This is a genomic window from Aquirufa beregesia (assembly GCF_011090385.1).
GTDB lineage: Bacteria > Bacteroidota > Bacteroidia > Cytophagales > Spirosomataceae > Aquirufa > Aquirufa beregesia.
On record NZ_SEWW01000005.1, the window covers coordinates 178,024 to 196,491 of the forward strand.

At 38.8% G+C, this 18,468-nt stretch carries 18 protein-coding genes; 5 read left to right on the plus strand and 13 right to left on the minus strand.

Annotation, left to right across the window (positions count from 1 at the left end):
- Nucleotides 1-30 precede the first annotated feature (30 nt).
- The 5 genes from EWU23_RS09390 to EWU23_RS09410 all read right to left on the minus strand — a co-directional run bounded on the left by EWU23_RS09390 (nt 31) and on the right by EWU23_RS09410 (nt 6,251).
- Nucleotides 31-2,148, minus strand: a complete 2,118-nt coding sequence (locus tag EWU23_RS09390; RefSeq protein WP_166231391.1) for a peptidylprolyl isomerase — start codon at nt 2,146-2,148, stop codon at nt 31-33.
- Between the two features lie 123 nt (nt 2,149-2,271).
- Nucleotides 2,272-3,399, minus strand: coding sequence for an aspartate aminotransferase family protein (locus tag EWU23_RS09395; RefSeq protein ID WP_166231631.1), 1,128 nt, complete (start codon nt 3,397-3,399; stop codon nt 2,272-2,274).
- A gap of 38 nt (nt 3,400-3,437) precedes the next feature.
- The gene (argC, locus tag EWU23_RS09400) at nt 3,438-4,388 is read right to left on the minus strand and encodes an N-acetyl-gamma-glutamyl-phosphate reductase (RefSeq protein WP_166231394.1); all 951 of its coding nucleotides are present in this window, start codon (nt 4,386-4,388) and stop codon (nt 3,438-3,440) included.
- Nucleotide 4,389: 1 nt separating this feature from the next.
- Nucleotides 4,390-5,583 (minus strand): argininosuccinate synthase, encoded by a 1,194-nt coding sequence (gene argG, locus EWU23_RS09405; RefSeq protein WP_166231396.1) that lies wholly within the window; start codon nt 5,581-5,583, stop codon nt 4,390-4,392.
- Between the two features lie 2 nt (nt 5,584-5,585).
- Nucleotides 5,586-6,251, minus strand: a complete 666-nt coding sequence (locus tag EWU23_RS09410; protein ID WP_166231399.1) for a GNAT family N-acetyltransferase — start codon at nt 6,249-6,251, stop codon at nt 5,586-5,588.
- Between the two features lie 225 nt (nt 6,252-6,476).
- Between EWU23_RS09410 and aat the strand changes: the two genes are divergently transcribed.
- Nucleotides 6,477-7,088: a leucyl/phenylalanyl-tRNA--protein transferase gene (aat, locus tag EWU23_RS09415; RefSeq protein ID WP_166231401.1), complete on the plus strand. Its 612-nt coding sequence runs from the start codon at nt 6,477-6,479 to the stop codon at nt 7,086-7,088.
- Nucleotides 7,089-7,102: 14 nt separating this feature from the next.
- On the opposite strand, the gene EWU23_RS09420 is transcribed toward aat, so the two are convergent.
- The gene (locus tag EWU23_RS09420; protein ID WP_166231404.1) at nt 7,103-7,549 is read right to left on the minus strand and encodes a hydrogenase; all 447 of its coding nucleotides are present in this window, start codon (nt 7,547-7,549) and stop codon (nt 7,103-7,105) included.
- 530 nt (nt 7,550-8,079) lie between these two features.
- On the opposite strand from EWU23_RS09420, the gene proB reads away from it, so the two are divergent.
- Entirely contained in the window at nt 8,080-9,108 is a 1,029-nt protein-coding gene (proB, locus tag EWU23_RS09425) for a glutamate 5-kinase (RefSeq protein ID WP_166231407.1), read from the plus strand.
- Between the two features lie 9 nt (nt 9,109-9,117).
- Here proB and EWU23_RS09430 read toward each other — a convergent pair whose 3' ends face one another.
- From EWU23_RS09430 to EWU23_RS09440, 3 genes are read right to left on the minus strand one after another with little or no spacing between them, the layout of a single operon-like run.
- Nucleotides 9,118-9,735: an L-2-amino-thiazoline-4-carboxylic acid hydrolase gene (locus EWU23_RS09430; protein WP_166231410.1), complete on the minus strand. Its 618-nt coding sequence runs from the start codon at nt 9,733-9,735 to the stop codon at nt 9,118-9,120.
- Nucleotides 9,736-9,755: 20 nt separating this feature from the next.
- A complete protein-coding gene (locus EWU23_RS09435; protein ID WP_166231413.1) occupies nt 9,756-10,052 on the minus strand; it encodes a PAAR domain-containing protein in 297 nt (98 codons plus the stop codon).
- Nucleotides 10,053-10,057: 5 nt separating this feature from the next.
- Nucleotides 10,058-10,453, minus strand: coding sequence for a hypothetical protein (locus tag EWU23_RS09440; RefSeq protein ID WP_166231416.1), 396 nt, complete (start codon nt 10,451-10,453; stop codon nt 10,058-10,060).
- A 346-nt stretch (nt 10,454-10,799) separates the two neighbouring features.
- On the opposite strand from EWU23_RS09440, the gene EWU23_RS09445 reads away from it, so the two are divergent.
- The 3 genes from EWU23_RS09445 (at nt 10,800) to EWU23_RS09455 (ending at nt 12,262) form a co-directional block, all read left to right on the plus strand.
- Entirely contained in the window at nt 10,800-11,183 is a 384-nt protein-coding gene (locus EWU23_RS09445) for a hypothetical protein (protein WP_166231418.1), read from the plus strand.
- Between the two features lie 155 nt (nt 11,184-11,338).
- On the plus strand, nt 11,339-11,653 hold the full coding sequence (locus EWU23_RS09450) for a hypothetical protein (RefSeq protein ID WP_205753140.1): 315 nt from the start codon (nt 11,339-11,341) through the stop codon (nt 11,651-11,653).
- Between the two features lie 204 nt (nt 11,654-11,857).
- Complete coding sequence (locus EWU23_RS09455) at nt 11,858-12,262, plus strand: hypothetical protein (protein WP_166231422.1); 405 nt, start codon at nt 11,858-11,860, stop codon at nt 12,260-12,262.
- On the opposite strand, the gene EWU23_RS14445 is transcribed toward EWU23_RS09455, so the two are convergent.
- The 4 genes from EWU23_RS14445 to secA form a co-directional block, all read right to left on the minus strand.
- Nucleotides 12,186-12,425, minus strand: coding sequence for an HPP family protein (locus EWU23_RS14445; RefSeq protein ID WP_449500861.1), 240 nt, complete (start codon nt 12,423-12,425; stop codon nt 12,186-12,188). The genes EWU23_RS09455 and EWU23_RS14445 overlap by 77 nt on opposite strands.
- Nucleotides 12,426-12,516: 91 nt before the next feature.
- On the minus strand, nt 12,517-14,043 hold the full coding sequence (locus EWU23_RS09460) for a glycosyltransferase family 39 protein (protein ID WP_166231424.1): 1,527 nt from the start codon (nt 14,041-14,043) through the stop codon (nt 12,517-12,519).
- Nucleotides 14,044-14,284: 241 nt separating this feature from the next.
- Entirely contained in the window at nt 14,285-14,842 is a 558-nt protein-coding gene (locus tag EWU23_RS09465) for a cupin domain-containing protein (protein ID WP_166231426.1), read from the minus strand.
- A gap of 194 nt (nt 14,843-15,036) precedes the next feature.
- Nucleotides 15,037-18,399, minus strand: a complete 3,363-nt coding sequence (secA, locus tag EWU23_RS09470; RefSeq protein WP_166231428.1) for a preprotein translocase subunit SecA — start codon at nt 18,397-18,399, stop codon at nt 15,037-15,039.
- Nucleotides 18,400-18,468 lie beyond the last annotated feature (69 nt).

An 18,468-nucleotide genomic window follows, 5' to 3' on the forward strand; every position in this document is an offset into this window, starting at 1 on the left:
AATGCTTTTCAAAGATAAAGGATATTTTGATTAATAGAATTTGTAGCGTTTATCTACAATTTTCGCATTGTCTTTAATGGCTTCATTGATGTAGTAAGAAGCACGTTGAATACCCATGGATTGGATTTGAGTTTTGTAAGTCGTATAATCCGCCAAAGCTGGAGCTGCTACTGCAGCCGTTTTTTCAGCAATAAATACGCCATTATCTCCAATGAATACTTGACTTCTCTTACCCGTTTTCAAACCAGCAATCTTACCTAAAGCTACCGCATCAGGACCAGCTGTATTCAACATACCAGTAGATAATGTTACATCAGCTACATTTTCAACCAAGGCTCCAGCACCATATTTCTGAGCGATTTGCTCTAAGCTTCCTTTGATAGTGCTCAATTTAGCGAAGATTTTCTCTCCTTTCAATTCCGCGCGAACCAAGTTGGTAATTCCCTCACGGTAATCATCCACTTTCACATTGTCCTTATCTGTTTTACCCGTTAAGTAAGCCACAATGTATTGATTATCTTGCTCAAATACTTTTTTAGAACCATCACCTACGGACGTGCCTTCATCAAATGCCCAACGAACAATTTCACGAGCATTGGTTAAGTTGTTGATGCTTGTTGCATTTTCTAACAAACGCTCAGCACGCATCATGATGATGTTTTTATCTTTTTTCAAAGCAGCTTCGAAAGCTCCCAAAGTACCATTGGCATTAGCAAAAGCATCAGCTTGAGTGTAAACACGGTCTAAAGTCGCTTGAGAAGGAGCAATGGTTTTGTTGATGGCTGCTAAACGGTAAGCTGTATTTGTTTTTGCATCAGTAATTTTTACGATATGATATCCAAATTCAGTTTCAACCACAGCTGGCATTAAACCAGCTCCGTTGAATCCGAAGATCGCTTTTTCAAAAGCCTTAGTCATGGAACCATTGTTCTTGAAATAGCCTAGGTCGCCACCATTTTGAGCGGTACCATCCATGCCATTCAATTGAGCCAAGGTTTCAAAGCTTGCACCACCCTTGATTTGAGTTAAGATGCTTTCAGCTCTTTGTTTCGCTTGTGCTTTGGCAGAATCCGATTTATTAGCAGGAGCAATTAAAATATGGCTGGCACGAACAGTGAACAAGCTATCTTTTTTAATTCCACCGTATTTGTAAATAGAATAAGTCAAACCATTTTTGAATGGTCCATAAATACCACCTACTTGGAAAGTTCCTAATTGAGATTTAACCACTTCAGGGATTTCAGAATAAGCCAATAAATAAGGAGTACGAACATCCGAGTTCAACATAGCAAATGCTGAATCGTTAGGTGCTACTGCCAAATCCTTCGCTAACTTTTTGATTTGGTTGTAAAACTCAACCGTATCTTGGGAGGTAGGAACTACTGGGAAAGTAGCGTATTGGATAGAACGAGAATTAATTCCTTTGAAACGATCTTTATGTTTCGCTAAATACTCTTCCAATTGCGCATCACTCACCTTCACGGTTGAATCTGGAATTGAGAAGAAAGGCACATATAAGAAACGAGCAGAAAACTTTGAATTTTGCGCTTGGTATTCTTTTTGTGCTTCGGCGGTATTCACGTAAGTCGACAAACGGATTAAGCTTTCATACTTAGCACGAATACGATCTTGAGCAATTGATTTCTCAAAATTAGCCCAGCCTTGTTGCTGCTGTGCCGGCATCGTTTTTAAATTTTTCAAAAACTGAATCACAAAAGTCTTATCAAATTGACCTGTTTGAGGATTGGTGAATTGCTGACGAACTGATGGGTGGATATTATTTCCTTGCACCATATCAATCAATTCTTCCGAAGAAACTTTCAATCCTAAAGCATCAAATTCATTTTTGTAGGCAATATCCAAGATGTATTGGTTCCAAACTTGATCACGGATCATGGTAGCTTCTTGCTCCCCTGGACCTTTACCTGTTTGTGCGGTATAATTAGCTGTAGCCTCTTCAACCTTCTTTTGGAATTCAGGTAATAAAATACTTTCACCTGCTATAACGCCAACTTCTTGGTTATTAGAGCCAAATAAAGACGATCTTCCTTGGAAAATATCACTACCGATGAGAAATAAAATTAAACTGATGGCGATTGCTGCTGCCGCGATTCCCGATTTCTCTCTAATTTTTGTAATTAATGCCATTGATAATGTATAATAAGTTGTTTAATGTCTTTTTTTAAGAGCCTTAGCCGTTCACAAAAGAAACGCAAAATAATCACATTTCTAATGAAAAAGCAAACCTTTATCAGAATGAGCCTCCGAAATTTAAGCTTTCAGGACTTGGGTCAAACTTTCTAAAAACTGATCGGCTACCTTTTGGTCAATGGCTAAACTCGGTAATAAACGTAAAGTGTGCTTTCCTGCGTAGCCACAGAAGATATGGTGTTCAAATAATAATGCATCACGAATAGGGCCAACGGCTTGTTCTAATTCAATACCTATCATCAAACCTTTTCCTCTAACTTCTTTAACAGCTGAGAATTGACTTAATTGATCCATCAAATACTGACCAATTTTTGCTGCATTTTCGATTAAGTTTTCGTCTTGGATGACATCTAAAACGGCATTTCCTGCGGCACAAGCCATGTGATTACCTCCAAAAGTGGTACCTAAAAGTCCATAGCTTGCCTTAATATGAGGAGCAATTAATACGCCACCCATAGGAAAACCATTTCCCATGCCTTTAGCGGTAGTCATCATATCAGGCTGAATGCCAGCATATTGATGGGAAAAGAATTTGCCAGAACGTCCATAGCCACATTGTACAGAATCCAAAATTAATTGAGCGCCAGTTTCATCACAACGTTTTCTTAAAGCCTTTAAAAATGCCGTCTCAGCTACTTGAATTCCTCCTACACCTTGGATACCCTCTACAATGACTGCCGCAGTTTCTTCTGAAATACCTGCTTCTAATCCTTCAATTTGATTGAGGGGCAAAAAGCTAACATGGGAAGTGTCATTGATAGGGGCAACAATGCTTGGATTGTCTGTCACCGCAACAGCACCCGCAGTACGGCCATGGAAGGCATTTTTAAAAGCAACCACTTTTTTCCGTCCCGTATGAAAGGAGGCCAATTTCAAGGCATTTTCATTGGATTCTGCTCCTGAATTGGTTAGGAATAATTGATAATCGGGATAGCCGGATAATTTACCCAACTTTTCGGCTAATTCTTCTTGACCAGGAATGATGACAGAATTGGAATAAAAACCAATATGCTGCAACTGTTCTGTTAATTTCGCTACGTAATAGGGATGCGAATGTCCAATGGAAATCACCGCGTGACCTCCATATAAATCCGTGTATGTTTGACCCTTTTTATCCCATAAAGTAACACCTTGTGCTTTCACAAGTTCAATAGGATAAAGTGGGTATACGTCGAATAATTTCATGATAATGCGTGTTTTTTGAATGAAAATCTAGGTAACATGGATTAAAAACCAATGGCTTTTAATCGTAGACCTTCATCTTCTTTCCAGCCCAACATGATATTCATGTTTTGCACAGCTTGTCCTGAGGCCCCTTTAATGAGATTGTCAATGATGGAAGTTATCAACAATTGGCCTTGGTGGATTTCTAGGTGCAATAAGCATTTATTGGTATTCACCACTTGCTTTAAATCAATGCTGGCTTTAGAGACGAAGACAAAGGGGGAGGACTCATAGTAGTCATGGTACAATTCCAAGGCCTCTTCTAGAGTACCCGTATAAGGAGTATATACATTGGCCATGATTCCCCGAGAGAAATTACCTCGATAAGGGACGAAATGGATCAAAGGAGCCTTTTTCCCAAAGGCTAATGTTTGACCAATTTCTGCCAGGTGTTGATGAGTGAAAGCTTTATAAATACTAATATTATTATTTCTCCAAGAAAAATGGCTTGTGTTTGACAAAGACTGTCCAGCTCCAGTACTACCTGTAATAGCTGAAACGTGTATATCTCCCGTTATTTTTCCAGCGGCAGCCAAAGGCAACAGCGCTAATTCAATGGAAGTAGCGAAGCATCCAGGATTAGCAATTTTTTGAGCTGCTTGGATTTTGGCTTTTTGGAATTCAGGAAGTCCATAGACGAAACCATCGGATTCATCCCGGTAGTCAGTACTTAAATCAATGATTTTGGTATGCCAAGGAATGTTATTTGCCTCTAAGAATTTCTTAGATTCTCCATGGCCTGAGCACAGAAATAACACATCCACAGGCTGTAAGGTATCCGTGAATTTGGCAAAAGTGCTACCTAACAAATCAGTATGCACATCAGAAACCAACTTACCCGCTTGTGAATTGGAAAGAATACAAGTCAATTCCACATCGGGATGATTGACCAAAATCCGCAATAATTCACCTCCAGTGTATCCAGCTGCACCAACAATTCCTATCTTAGCCATACTATTTTTCGTTTACCTTCCGGTGTATCATGGTTTGGTTCGAGACAATTTTAGAGAACCCTCTAACGTCATCACCTGACCAAGCTTTGTTCATTTCGCCATAAGCTCCAAATACGGATGACATTAAATCGTATTTAGATTCGATGCCAAGGATGTGGAATTGATATGGATTTAATTGTACGTGAACCGTACCTGTTACATTGCTTTGAGTATCCGCCAAGAATGTTTCAAAGTTGCGCATCACAGGCTCTAAAAACTGACCTTCGTGCAGCAAGGTTCCATACATATCACCGATGTTTTGTTTCCAATACAACTGGTGTTTGGTCAAAATATGTTTTTCTAAACTGTGGTGTGCTTTAATGATAATCAATGGAGCAGGGGCTTCAAATCCCACACGACCTTTAATGCCAATAATGGTGTCACCCACATGTATATCCCTTCCAATGGCAAACGCACTAGCTATTTCCGTCAATTCACGGATGGCGGCTACTTTTGAACTGGATTTTTTGCCGTTAATGCCTACCAATTCTCCTTGTTCAAACTCCAAGCTGATACGTTCAGGAGTGCTTTTAGTCAATTGGGTAGGCCATGCATCTTCTGGCAAATAACCATCAGATGTTAAGGTTTCTTTTCCTCCAACCGAAGTACCCCAAAGGCCTTTGTTGATGGAATAGGCGGCTTTATGCCATTCTTGAACTACACCTTTCGACTTCAAAAAGTCAATTTCTGCTTCGCGAGAAAGCTGTAAGTCACGGATAGGCGTAATAACCTCACATTCAGGAGCTAAAATGCGGAATACCACATCGAAACGCACTTGGTCATTTCCTGCGCCAGTACTTCCGTGAGCAATGGCTTTGGCACCTAATTTTTCCGCATATTTGGCTACTGCCGTAGCTTGGAATACCCGTTCTGCAGAAACAGAAAGCGGATAAGTATTGTTTTTTAATACATTACCATAGACCAAAAAGCGTATACAATCTTGGTAATAAGCGTCTACAACATCCAAAGTAACGTGTGAACTTACCCCTAAGGCGTAGGCTTTGGCTTCTATGGCTTTTAATTCTTCAGGAGAAAAACCACCCGTATCTACTAAAGCTGAGTGCACTTCCATGCCACGCTCTTCGCTTAAATATTTGACACAAAATGAGGTATCTAATCCTCCACTAAAGGCTAAAATTACTTTCGGCTTGCTCATGTTTATTTGGATTTCCCCTTTTTCTTAAAGGGCATTAATAATTTCTCTTTGATCTTTTTCAGCTTACTGAAATCAGCAATGTTTTTCAGGAATAACCATTTTTCTTCGGAATCTCCTACGGACTTCTTGGATGCATTTGGGTCGTAAATCATCCCAGTACACAAGCAAATTTTGCGTTCTGTACGGGTTAAAATATCGTAATTGACACAGGATTCACAGCCCTTCCAGAAATTATCATCCACAGGTAATTCTGAAAAAGTAGTAGGTTCATAGCCTAAATCCGAGTTGATTTTCATCACGGCCAAGGAAGTGGTGATACCGATGATTTTAGCATCCGGATACCGAGTTCTGGATAATTCAAATGCCTTAGCTTTCACGGCTTTAGCCACACCATATTGACGGTAAGAAGGATTGACAATCAATCCCGAGTTAGCAACAAACTTACCATGTTGCCACGTTTCTATATAACAAAAGCCAACAAATGCTCCTGTGATGTCATCGGTAGCAATAATCGCTTTCCCTTCCGACATTTTTTCTTGGAGGTATTCAGGTGTTCTTTTGGCAATACCCGTACCACGAGCTTTTGCCGATTCTGCCATTTCGTAGCAAATAGACTCTGCTAGGCCAAAATGGGCTTGACTAGCAACTTGAACAGTATAAGGATTCATTCAGTAAAGACGATAAAAATTAAACAATAGCATTCCTCAGGTCCCCAGGGGATCATACCCTAAAGATGTATCGTCGCCTTCGTCGGATAGGAGATGTAAGATGTACGAATAATAATTTTATCTGCATTCTTTTTGTAAACTAGGATGCTCGTCCTAAGTTTGTCCTAATTAGCTCGCAATTTCAGAAATTCAGCGGGGAAATGCGAATAATCTCCTAATTATTTCATGAAAGAGGATAAACTATTATCAGTAGAACAATTAATTTACGCTTATGCTAAAGGTGTTTTTCCCATGGCGGATGAGGGTGAAATTCATTGGTATAGCCCAGATCCAAGGGCCATTATTCCCATCGACTCTTACAAGCCTACCCAATCTTTGAGGTCTGTTATCAATAAACATCTTTTTGAAATACGCATTGATTCGCAGTTTGAGGCAGTGATGCGCTGCTGTGCTGCTCCTAGGTCAACGGATTCAGAAACATGGATTTCGGAAGAAATTATCCAATCCTATACCGACTTATTTCGCATAGGTTTTGCCCATTCAGTGGAAGCATATCAAGAGGGAAAACTTGTAGGGGGGCTGTATGGGGTAGCTTTGGGGGGCGCTTATTTTGGGGAATCTATGTTTAGTTTGGTATCAAATTCCTCGAAAGTGGCCTTTCATTATTTGATGATTTTACTTCGTGAGCAGGGGTATTCTTTATTGGATACCCAATTTATGAATGATAATGTACTCCGCTATGGAGCCATAGAAATAAGTAGAAAAGAATATAAGAACCGATTGGCCAAGGCCCTTAAACAGACTTGTCACTTTGAATTACCAGGGAAAGATTATTAAATGTTCTTTTCAAATTAGCCTTCATTCTTGGTTTGGTTTACCAATCCTTTCATGACTAAAATACATACAAGGAGCATGGCTATGGTCACAGAAATCAACCCTAAAGCAATCAAAGATTCAATAAAAGGGCCTTGTTCCGTTCCTCCTGCGATAGGTAATAATTTTCCAGCACCAGTAGCTGCTGCTAACCCTATGGTTAAAAAATTGACAAATGTCCCAAATACGGCCAGCTGAAATGATGTTTTTAACCAGAAATAGGAAAGGGATAATCGGTTCCAAATGAGACCTAAAATGACCAAAAACATTCCATTCATAACCCCTTCTAAATGAGAGGATAAACCGATTCGAGGTTTAGCGAGAATAGGAATTAATAGCCCTATGACCAATCCTAAAAAGAACAAGAAAATTCCTAAGAAAATTAACTTGTTGGCCTGTTGTTTCTTGCTTATTTCTGTTTCCATTTGTTTGATAATGAGTAGGTTGAGGATATACGCTTAAATTAATGGGCTTCTAGGAAATTTCAAAATTTTGGAATGATAATCTTCACTCCTAGATATTCTGTACCGTCCTGAAAAAAGTAGACTTTATAAACTGAATACTTATGCTTAAAATTAAGAGGATTTATCGTTACAGTGAGAGTTTCAAACAACAAGTTTTAGAGGAACTTTTGCTGGGAATTTATACAGCCAATGGATCACATTTACAGTGTTTATTAATAAACCCTAATTCAACCTATTTTAGGACAAGACAACCTTTTTTTAACCATACATTTTAAGGAATTTCACTCATCAAGGTATTTCTTTTTTTATCAAAAAAAAGAAATACCAAGGAGGTTTTGATGCAGCTTAATTACAATTTACAATGTTTATTAATAAACCACAATTCAACCTATTTCAGGACAAGACATTCCACATCCCACATTCTTCATTCTACATCCTACATTCCTAAGAATGGATTCTATTGCTTAAATTGCAGGAATATATCGCTCATTATGTCAAAACCTATTCTTGTAATTAAATTCGGATCATCTTCCATCACCCATACCAATGGGAATGTCAATGAGCAAACTTTGGAAAAAATTGCTTCACAAGTGGCTCAATTACAACCTAATTTCCACATCGTATTAGTTTCTAGTGGGGCAGTGGCGGCAGGTAAATCAGTCTTTAAAAATTACAAGGGAAGCTTGTCGGAACGTAAAGCCGCGGCAGCAGTGGGTAACCCTATCTTGATTGCCAAGTACAATGATTATTTCCAAAAATATGGTATTTCCATTGCTCAAAGCTTGTGTGAACGCCATCATTTTTCTCAAAGGGGGCAGTTTTTACAACTGAAAGAGACCTATCAAGAGCTTTGGAAAAATGGGGTTATTCCCATTGCCAATGAAAATGATGTGGTGAGTAATGTGGAATTAAAATTTTCTGACAATGATGAATTGGCTACTTTGATAGCTACGGGTTTTGGCGCCTCTAAATTATTGATTTCAACCTCGGTAGGGGGGCTTTTAGATGGTCAAGGAAAGATCATTCGACATGTCAAGGAAATTGATTCAGAGGTATTAAGTGTGGTAAGTACAGATAAATCCAGTTCTGGCTTAGGAGGAATGATTTCCAAATTAACCTTTACTCGCATGGCCACTAGGTTAGGTATCAAGGTGGTGATATTTGGTTTAGATCAAGGAGAGGGGATTGTAGATGCTTTGAATGAAAAGATTGGGACGGTATTTGAAGCACAAGAGGCATCACTTAATGCTCGACAAAAATGGTTGGCTACGGGCTCACTGATTCGGGGTAAAGCGGTCTTAGATAAGGGGGCTGCGAAGGCCATATCTCAAAGAAAAAGCTTGCTTTCTGTAGGGGTGCTCGAGTTTCTAGGAGATTTTGAAAAAGGAGAAGTCATTGAATTGCTGGATGTCAATAAAACTCCCGTGGCCATTGCACGTGCTCGTTGTTCTAAATCAGAATTGATAGCTGCAACTACTAGCCTGGAAGTGGCTCATGCTGATGATATTGTTCTTTGGTAAAAGAGATAATTATTTTTTTATTTTATACCTAAAATCACATAGCTCAGCTCCTTGGGCTATAGTTCCTTGTCGAATCATTTCTAATCCTGCCAAGCTAGTGGTCATATAATCTACTTCACATAGTATGGAGCTAAATCGAGCATAATTTCTTTTCTGAAATTGTTTACAAATGCCGCATTCCAGGATATCTATGCCATAACCCAAACCATGGGTGAAATTTTTGTCGGTAATGATACGCGCCACAAAACCATCTAGGTGGCCTGGTTTTTCCGCTACTTTTTTTAAGTTTTGAATCAATAGTTTGCCTAGCCAAGTTTGAATGAACCGCGATGGCCATGTTTTGATGAGGCGTTGAAAACTGTTTTTGGGCTGAACAAAATCATAGGCAACTTGTAAACAAACCTGACGAATCTGCTCATAGCTTTCTCCTTTTTTATCCAAGATTTGAATCATAGCCAAAAAATAGGCACTAAAAGACAGTCTTTTGTCGATGGGATTTTTTGATGTCGCTAAACTAGGATCATAGATTTCAGGATACAGTAGATCCATCTTAGCGATGATTTCATCTGCTTCTAGCTGGTAATGATTGAAAAGTGTGGGCAAAAAATAGGGATGAAAAGATTTCATAACAAAATGATTCTAAAAATTTATCCAATCATCACAGTTGGAAGTCCTAAAACAATACTACCTCCATGACTAGTATGATCCCCCACTCTAGCAGCTGGACGGCCGCCAATAAAGACAGTCTTGCTTCCATTAATTATGGTATCAGGTTCTCCAACACAGGTGGCCGTGTCTCCTAGACAAGCAGCGGGAAGGCCTCCAATCAAAACTGTTGGAGAGCCTGGTCCAATGATGGGCCCACCCACGTGAGGAATTGGAGGGATTCCTGGCGTTACCTTTGGACATACGTGAAAGTCGGTAATTCTAGCAGCTAAAGACATATCAATTAATTTATCATAACCATGGCACCTTTCACCAAGGTTTGTCCTGATGAAGACAGTTCAGCACTAGCTCCGCCTTTGGCTGTAAAACTAGCATCAGCGCTTTGCTTGATATTATTAGCTTGACAGTTTATGTCCATATTTGCGTTTAAATCCATGTTAGAAGAAGCTTTTAATTGGATATTCTGGCCAGAAATATTTATATCTCTATAACTTGAAATATGGATACCACTTTCGTCCATTTTGATGCAATTACTAAATGGATCGCTTAATTTCAATGTATTTAAATTGTCATTTAATTCGATCTGATTACCCTTAGGGGTTGAAATGATGATGCAGCCTGTTTCATCGTCAAATGAAATCATGAGTCGGTGGTCGGTAATTATATCGTGTGAATTCATGTTTCTAATTTACTATTTTTATTGAATTGGGAGGTTATTATGCTTCGCACAATGATTCTGGCTTAATGTCAGGTTATCTTCACTGATAAATGGCACAAAGCGCATATCATCTGAATATTTCTTGGTAAGTAAACACATGTAAGTACCAAAAATATTCAACAAATAAAAAGCCCTTTTGATGATTTGTAAGTCATCTATATTGTCAAAAAAAGTTACCTTAGTGGCGCAAAGCCATAAGGTTTTGGGTAGATTGGAGTGAATTTATGGCTGGTATAAACTTATGGGCAATTGGGTTGGCTCCGTGGACAGAGTAGATCAAGCCGACAAATACAAAATGACTTTGACTATGGAAACGAGATTAATGTACATCGAATTAAAATCTGGTTACGCGGACAATGGGCCAGCATGGGTTGGACTCGTTACATTCTCGCGGACAAAGGCGACAGTTTATTTCAACAATAAAGCGTTTAAAAAGAGCCATGGGACATCTTCAAATTTCTACGACATTGAGACCAGAGAGGAATATTGGATTTCTGGAGTTAAGAAAAACGGAGAAGACCGACACTGGGCAGGAAATGGAAAAATACTCATTGACCAGAAAGTAATTAACGAGTATTTAAAAATAACGGGGGACGAAAAAATTGACAAATCAAGATTTGAGATCACGGAAATTAACGAGACGCGTGACAAGAGAGACTTTGTTGAGATTGAAAATAAAATTAAAGAATAAGGAGCTGGGCGGATTGAAAAGGAAGGAATCATGGACACACAGAAAAGAGACGCAATATTAGCACAGTATATTAACCAATTACTCCGACAATTGATAAAACATTAGAAGTCCTAAGACCGAATAGGGGTCTGATTCAGATACCCTACGCCCAATTCTTGTTTTCAATGGTCGACTATTTTGGCCTTTTGTTTACAGTAGCATCTACCGACCATTACGACAAATTTGCAAAAGAGAATTTTCTTGGATTTTTGAAATCAGATTACTTTTTAGCAAAAGACCGTTGTAAAGCTTCATTACTTTGGTTTGTTCGGAATGGACTTATTCATCAAATCTTTCCAAAGGCTACCGGAATTGGTACTACGGCAGAGAATTCGCTTTTCTTTAGAGACACACAAAACGGAGGGAATCCGACATTGAACTTAAATTACTTCGATCGAGAATTGGACTCGGCTATTAAAAAGTTCATCTAGGACTTATCCTCCAATACAGAGTACATCGATCGACTACACAAGAGACTCATAGTAGAACACTACGGGTTTGACGACTCCAAAGAATTTCAAAAAGAGATGGACAAATCGTTCTCAGGTGACAAAGAAAAGATATTTTTAGACTGCCCGTAACCCAACAGCCTGACGTTAGACGAAATGTATAAAAATCCTTGAACTTTTAAATATATGGATAGTGCTATATTGGGTGCCTTAATAACTGCCACTGGGAGTATATTAGTGGCTTCTCTAGCTTTTTATCTTACAAAAAGAAACCAGTTAGAAATGGACAGGCAACAAAACAAGGTTAATCATTACAAGGTTTTATTGTCATCTCTTTCAGATTTAGCGACCGATGGAATGGACAAAGATGAGGCTAACAGAAGATTTGCCCTAGCATCAAATACTGTTGCATTAGTAGCTCCGCAAAGTGTAATTACTGCTTTAATGGAATTTCACGATGAGGTCAAATTTTCTAACCCAAACAAGTCTGTCGACAAACACGATGAATTGCTAGTTAAGTTATTATACAAATTAGAAAAATCAAGACGCTGGAAGCAGCAAAAGAACCAATTAACAAGATATTTTCATTGAGAATTTGCTTTTGGCAAAAAGCAATGATTCCGACACCTAGAAAGGCGCCTAAAAAGGACAGAAAATTTTCTTTTTGATCAATGACCGTTTCCTTGTAAATCACATATTGGGAAATCCGGTTTCCCCTTTTGATTTTTCGCTTAACTACCTTAGCCTTAGGCATAATGTATTCAATGGTTTTGTTTCTATGTACTGGGTCATATTTCAAAGTAAAAACAACGAATATTGCTTATGTTTTTTGCATGAAATACTAGCTAATATGCTGTCTGCATGGCTTCCATTACTTCGTCTTGTACCCGTTTATTTATATTGATTTTGGCATTTTTCAACACATAAATGGAGACTTTATGCTCCCTAGCTAAGGGATTTAAATGCACTCCAGCCAAATAAAGCGTATCAAATAAGGGTCTTTCTTCTGTTCGGTTAGGATCTTCATCGTCATATTCTTTCACGAGAATAACATGTTTCATGGGCTTATTGAGAGGTATCCATCGGGCATAATCAGCGTTCATGGAGTACGCCTCTATGGCCCTATTTTGAGAATAATAATTAATAGCACCTGCCTGCCCATAATTATCACACAAAATGATGGTGCTATCTAAACTCGTTTTTGGGAGAGTAGCCAGTACGGAATCCAGTTTTAGGGCCAATTGTTTCCAGCCTAGCATGTCAGCAAAATCTTGTGGTATATGATGATCCTTGCCATCTTCCCAATGAAGAAGCCCCAATTTTTCATATGGGCTAGGGTTTTGAATGATGGATTTCGGGTTGTGATTGGGGAAAACATACAAGTACATAGGGATAAAGGCTAGGCAAGGTAATGCCAAGGCGATTAGTTGAAGATATTTTTTCCAACCATGCTGAAGCACCAAGGCCACATAGACAGATCCAAAAGATAAATAAATCGGGTAAAGACCGATGGCATAATAATCTTTGGCTTTGAAATAAGTGAAGATGGCCAAAGTGAACACGAGATTCCAGAAGAAAAACCGGAATTTACTAAAAGGAGGGTAGAATAGAAGTGCCCAACAAGATGCGATGAGAACAAAAAATGAACCAACAAAAAACAACATTTGAGAACGAAGAAAATCTAGGCGATTGACATGAACTAATTGAATGGTGGATAATAGTTTCATGTGATGAATCACTGGAAATTGATGATTGTACTGCCAAATAAGATTGGGCAAAATGATCACGAATCCAAGGCAAAGAGCTAGGTAAAAACGTTTTTGAAAAAATAGTTTTCGATGCTCTGAGAGTAATATTGCAGGTAATAGACCTAAAATAAGAAAGAGGATATTGTATTTATTCAAAAAACCTATGGCCCACATCACAGATAGGTAGTATAGCCATTTGGATTGATCCGTTTGAATGAATCGGATTAATAGATAATAGCAAGTAGTCCACGCTAGAACATCAAAAGAATTAGGTTGGAAGAGCGTATTCAGGCGCAGAACAGCAGAAAGAAGGACCGAGATAGCACCTAAATACAAGGCAAAATACTTACCTCCAAGAGATTCTATGGTTTTCCATACTACGACTATGGTCAATGCACCAAAAAGGGCAGGGAAAAAATGGACCAAAAATGCATGATTGCCCAATTGTAAAATAATCCATGAAATCCAGGAAGTAAAAGGAGGCACCGACATGTATCCCCAAGCCAAATGGTGTGCTTGGTCTAGATGTAAATACTCATCTCGTTGTAAATCATAACTAGGGTCTATGAGCGAATATTGGAGAACAAATTTGATTAATATAAACAGGTAGAGGCTATATTTCATGTTATCTGATTATTCAAATGCCTGCAATATACTATTCTTACAGTATTGTTTATGCATGGATTGATTCCCTCATATTCCATGACTTAAAGTATCGTAAATGATGGATATTCAAAGCTACATTACGGCGCTTTTGGGGCAATTTTAATTACCAATTTGTTGGACAATATATGTGAAATAATAATCGTTAACGCAACGCTGTCAAGGTTCCAAACCTTGACAGCGTTAGGAAAGCGTTAATTTTTTATTTATTTACCCCACAATATTCCGCATACAAAGCCTTGATCCCAAATAGCTTGGCAATAGGCCCAACCACATTCATCAATAAATTTTGAACAGGGATGGGAATCCCCGCTACATAACTTTTACTATCTATGTATTTGGATGTCACCAATTGTTGAATCAAGCCAAACTTACCTCCCTTAACCTGATGATCAATCGTGTAATTAATTAGATTTTCAATGAAATAATCGAAATCTAATGCTGGACTAACTGTCTGTATAAATTCAACGGGCTCATCATGATTATTGAAATGGTTATGAACCATTTTTTTTGGTAAGACAATACTGTCCCCAGCTTGTAATACTTGTGATTTACCTTTATGTAAAACAGTAAGCTGACCACTCAAAACCGTAAAATGCTCATCTTGGAGCATGTGCAAATGCATGGGAACCAATTGCCCCTTGGTTTTAACGGTCATCTTGATACTCACTCGTTTCCCTTGGCTGTCTTGGGCCGTTTCTAAAAACTCATATACATCTCCTTTAATGGGGTCTGTTAAAACTTGATTTTTGAATGGCATAAGTTGATTATCTGGAATAGGTTTGCAATAGATTTAATTTATTTTAATTAGAAATTTGTTGAATTATTTAAATTAATTCAACAAATGAAGCATGGGATAGTTGAATTTCTAATTTTCATACAAGAAAAAAGTGGTTAGTCATTCAGCTCCCAATTGTGCTAAAAACTAACCACCTCTTCAACATAATTCGCTATCTACGCGATTACTACAGCCTCTCCACTTTCCACATCCTGCTCCACCGTTTTGTATTTGACATTTTCCTTGGTAGAGCCATCTCGGTATTGTACCGTAACACGTTGATTACGATCCGCAATTTTAATGGCATGACGAGGAGCAATGCGCTCTTCACTACGCGAACTTGGGTCATGGTATTCCTGCTGCTCTTCCCCTTGTCCACCAGCTAAACCTCCTAATAGGGAAGAAATAGCCTCATCCTTACTCAATTGCAATTTTGGTGCTTTTTCTTTTGGCGCTTGTTGTGCCTGGTTTGTTTGTTGTATCTCTGGAATTTCAGCTTTTAATACAAAACTAATGGTATCTACATTCACACGAGAAACAAAGCGCTGGAATAAATTAACAGCTTCAAACTTATAGATCAACAAGGGATCTTTTTGTTCAAATACGGCATTCTGAACGGATTGTTTTAAATCATCCATTTCACGTAAATGCTCTTTCCATTCTTGGTCAATTAAGGTCAAGGTGATGAATTTCTCCATCTCTTTGACTACTTCTTTACCTTGAGAATCTATGGTTTTTTGAGCATCCACAACCACGCCCGTTACCCAGTTTCCATTTGTAATTGGAACCTGAATACCTGAATATCCTTGGCGTAAAGCTTCTTGTGCAACTTGAATAACTTGCTTGGCTATACCCTCATTTTTGCTCTTATAATGATCTTCGGAAGCTAGGAACAAGCGCTCTATTTTAACCTCTGGCGACAAGCGATTAAAATCTTCTTCTGCAAACGGAGGCTCAATGCCTAATAATTCAATAACCTTTAACTCTAATTCTCCATAAGAAGGATATTGTCCTACCAAATCTTGGCATACATCAAACATAGTATTAATGATGTCCAAAGATAAACGCTCACCCAATAGGGCATTTTGACGACGTTTATAAATCGCATTTCTTTGGTAGTTCATCACATCATCGTATTCCAATAATCGCTTACGAATACCAAAGTTGTTTTCCTCTACTTTCTTTTGTGCTCTTTCAATAGACGAAGTAATCATGGAATGTTGGATTACTTCTCCTTCTTCCATGCCCAAACGATCCATCACTTTAGCAATACGGTCTGAACCAAATAGACGCATTAAGTTGTCCTCCAAAGAGACAAAGAACTGAGAAGAACCCACATCACCCTGACGACCAGCACGACCACGTAATTGTCGGTCTACACGTCTAGATTCATGTCTTTCTGTACCAATGATGGCCAAACCTCCAGCGGCTTTCGACTCAGGACTTAACTTAATGTCCGTTCCACGTCCAGCCATGTTGGTAGCAATAGTAACCTTACCTGATTGTCCTGCTTCTGCTACAATTTCGGCTTCACGAGCGTGTTGCTTGGCATTTAATACATTGTGCGGAATTTTACGAATAGTCAATAGTCGACTGATCAATTCCGAGTTTTCAACCGAGGTTGTACCCACTAATACAGGTCGGCCTAGGTTCACCAATTCTTGAATTTCTTCGGCAACGGCATTGTATTTTTCACGAACTGTACGGTAGATTTTATCTTCCGCATCTTTTCTTTGAATCACACGGTTTGTTGGTATGGAAACGACATCCAATTTATAAATGGTCCAAAACTCACCAGCCTCCGTTTCAGCTGTACCCGTCATACCACCTAATTTGTGGTACATACGGAAGTAATTTTGTAAGGTGATAGTTGCATAGGTTTGTGAAGCATCCTCCACATTCACCCCTTCTTTCGCTTCAATTGCCTGATGTAAACCATCTGAATAACGACGACCTTCCATCACACGCCCCGTTTGTTCATCCACGATTTTCACTTTACCATCCACAATGATGTATTCAGTATCTTTTTCGAATAAGGCATAAGCTTTTAATAATTGGCTGACCGTGTGAATTCGGCTAGCCTTTTCATTGTATTCTCGGATTAAATGTTCTTTTTGAGATAAACGATCCGCATCAGCAAGCTCTTTATTTTTCTCAATTTTATTTAAGTCAATGGATAAGTCGGGAAGAACGAAAAAGTTAGGATCTTCTGTGTTGCCACTCATGAATTCCAATCCTTTTTCCGTTAATTCAACTTGATTGTTTTTTTCTTCAATAGTGAACAATAGGGGTGAATCTGCCTGTGGCATCAATTTTTGATTTTCTGCCAAATAGATAGATTCTGTTTCATGAAGAATTTGCTTATTTCCCGATTCAGATAAAAACTTGATTAATGGTTTTGACTTTGGTAAACCACGAAATGCTCTGAATAAAGCCAAACCACCTTCTTTTTTGTCTCCCGTAGCAATTTGTTTTTTCGCCTCTACCAAGAAATTCTGAACCAATTGCTTTTGAGCTTCCACCAATTTCTGTACACGTGGATTAAAGGCATCAAACTCTTGCTCATCTCCCCGAGGAATGGGCCCTGAAATGATTAAGGGAGTTCGTGCATCATCAATTAATACGGAGTCAACCTCATCCACCATAGCAAAATGATGGGGTCTTTGAACTTGATCCTCCAGGCTACGAGCCATATTATCACGCAAATAATCAAAACCAAATTCATTGTTGGTACCATAAGTGATATCCGCAGCATAGGCATGTCTACGCTCTTCGGTATTAGGCTCGTGCTTGTCGATGCAATCCACGCGTAAGCCATGGAATTCAAATAAAGGGGCATTCCATTCCGAGTCACGTTTGGCCAAATAATCGTTGACCGTTACAATATGAACGCCACGTCCTGCTAAGGCATTTAAATAGGTAGGAAGCGTAGAAACCAATGTTTTACCCTCTCCCGTGCCCATTTCAGAGATTTTACCTTGATGTAACACGATACCCCCAATCAACTGTACATCGTAGTGAATCATATCCCAAGTAATGGTATTGCCAGCGGCATCCCATTGATTGGCCCAAATGGCTTGGTCTCCTTCTATTTTGACATTCGCTTTTTTGGAAGCAATAAATTTATCTTCCACGGTGGCTTGTACAACCAATTGTTTATTCTCGGTAAATCGACGAGCCGTTTCTTTCACTACCGCGAAAGCTTCTGGAAGAATATCGTTTAATACAACTTCTAGTTGTTTATTACGCTCGAGGTTTAATTTGTCTATTTCCTGAAAAAACTTTTCCTTGGCATCAATGTCTTCAGTTGTCTGACCCTGAGCATGTAATGTGCTAATTTGAGCATCAATATCAGCCAAGAATGCCTGAATGCGGGCTTTAAAATCAACCGACTTTTGACGTAACTCATCGTCTGAGATCTGACTCAAGCGCGCGTACTCTTCTTTTATTTTATCGACAATCGGCATCAAGGCTTTGATGTCTCTGTCCGACTTGGTTCCAAATATTTTGGTTACTGTTTTGCTGAAGATGGATAACATTGTATAGAATGTGTGCCTACCTAGGCCATTTTAAAATTGAATATGCAATTTACCAATTAATCTCTAAAA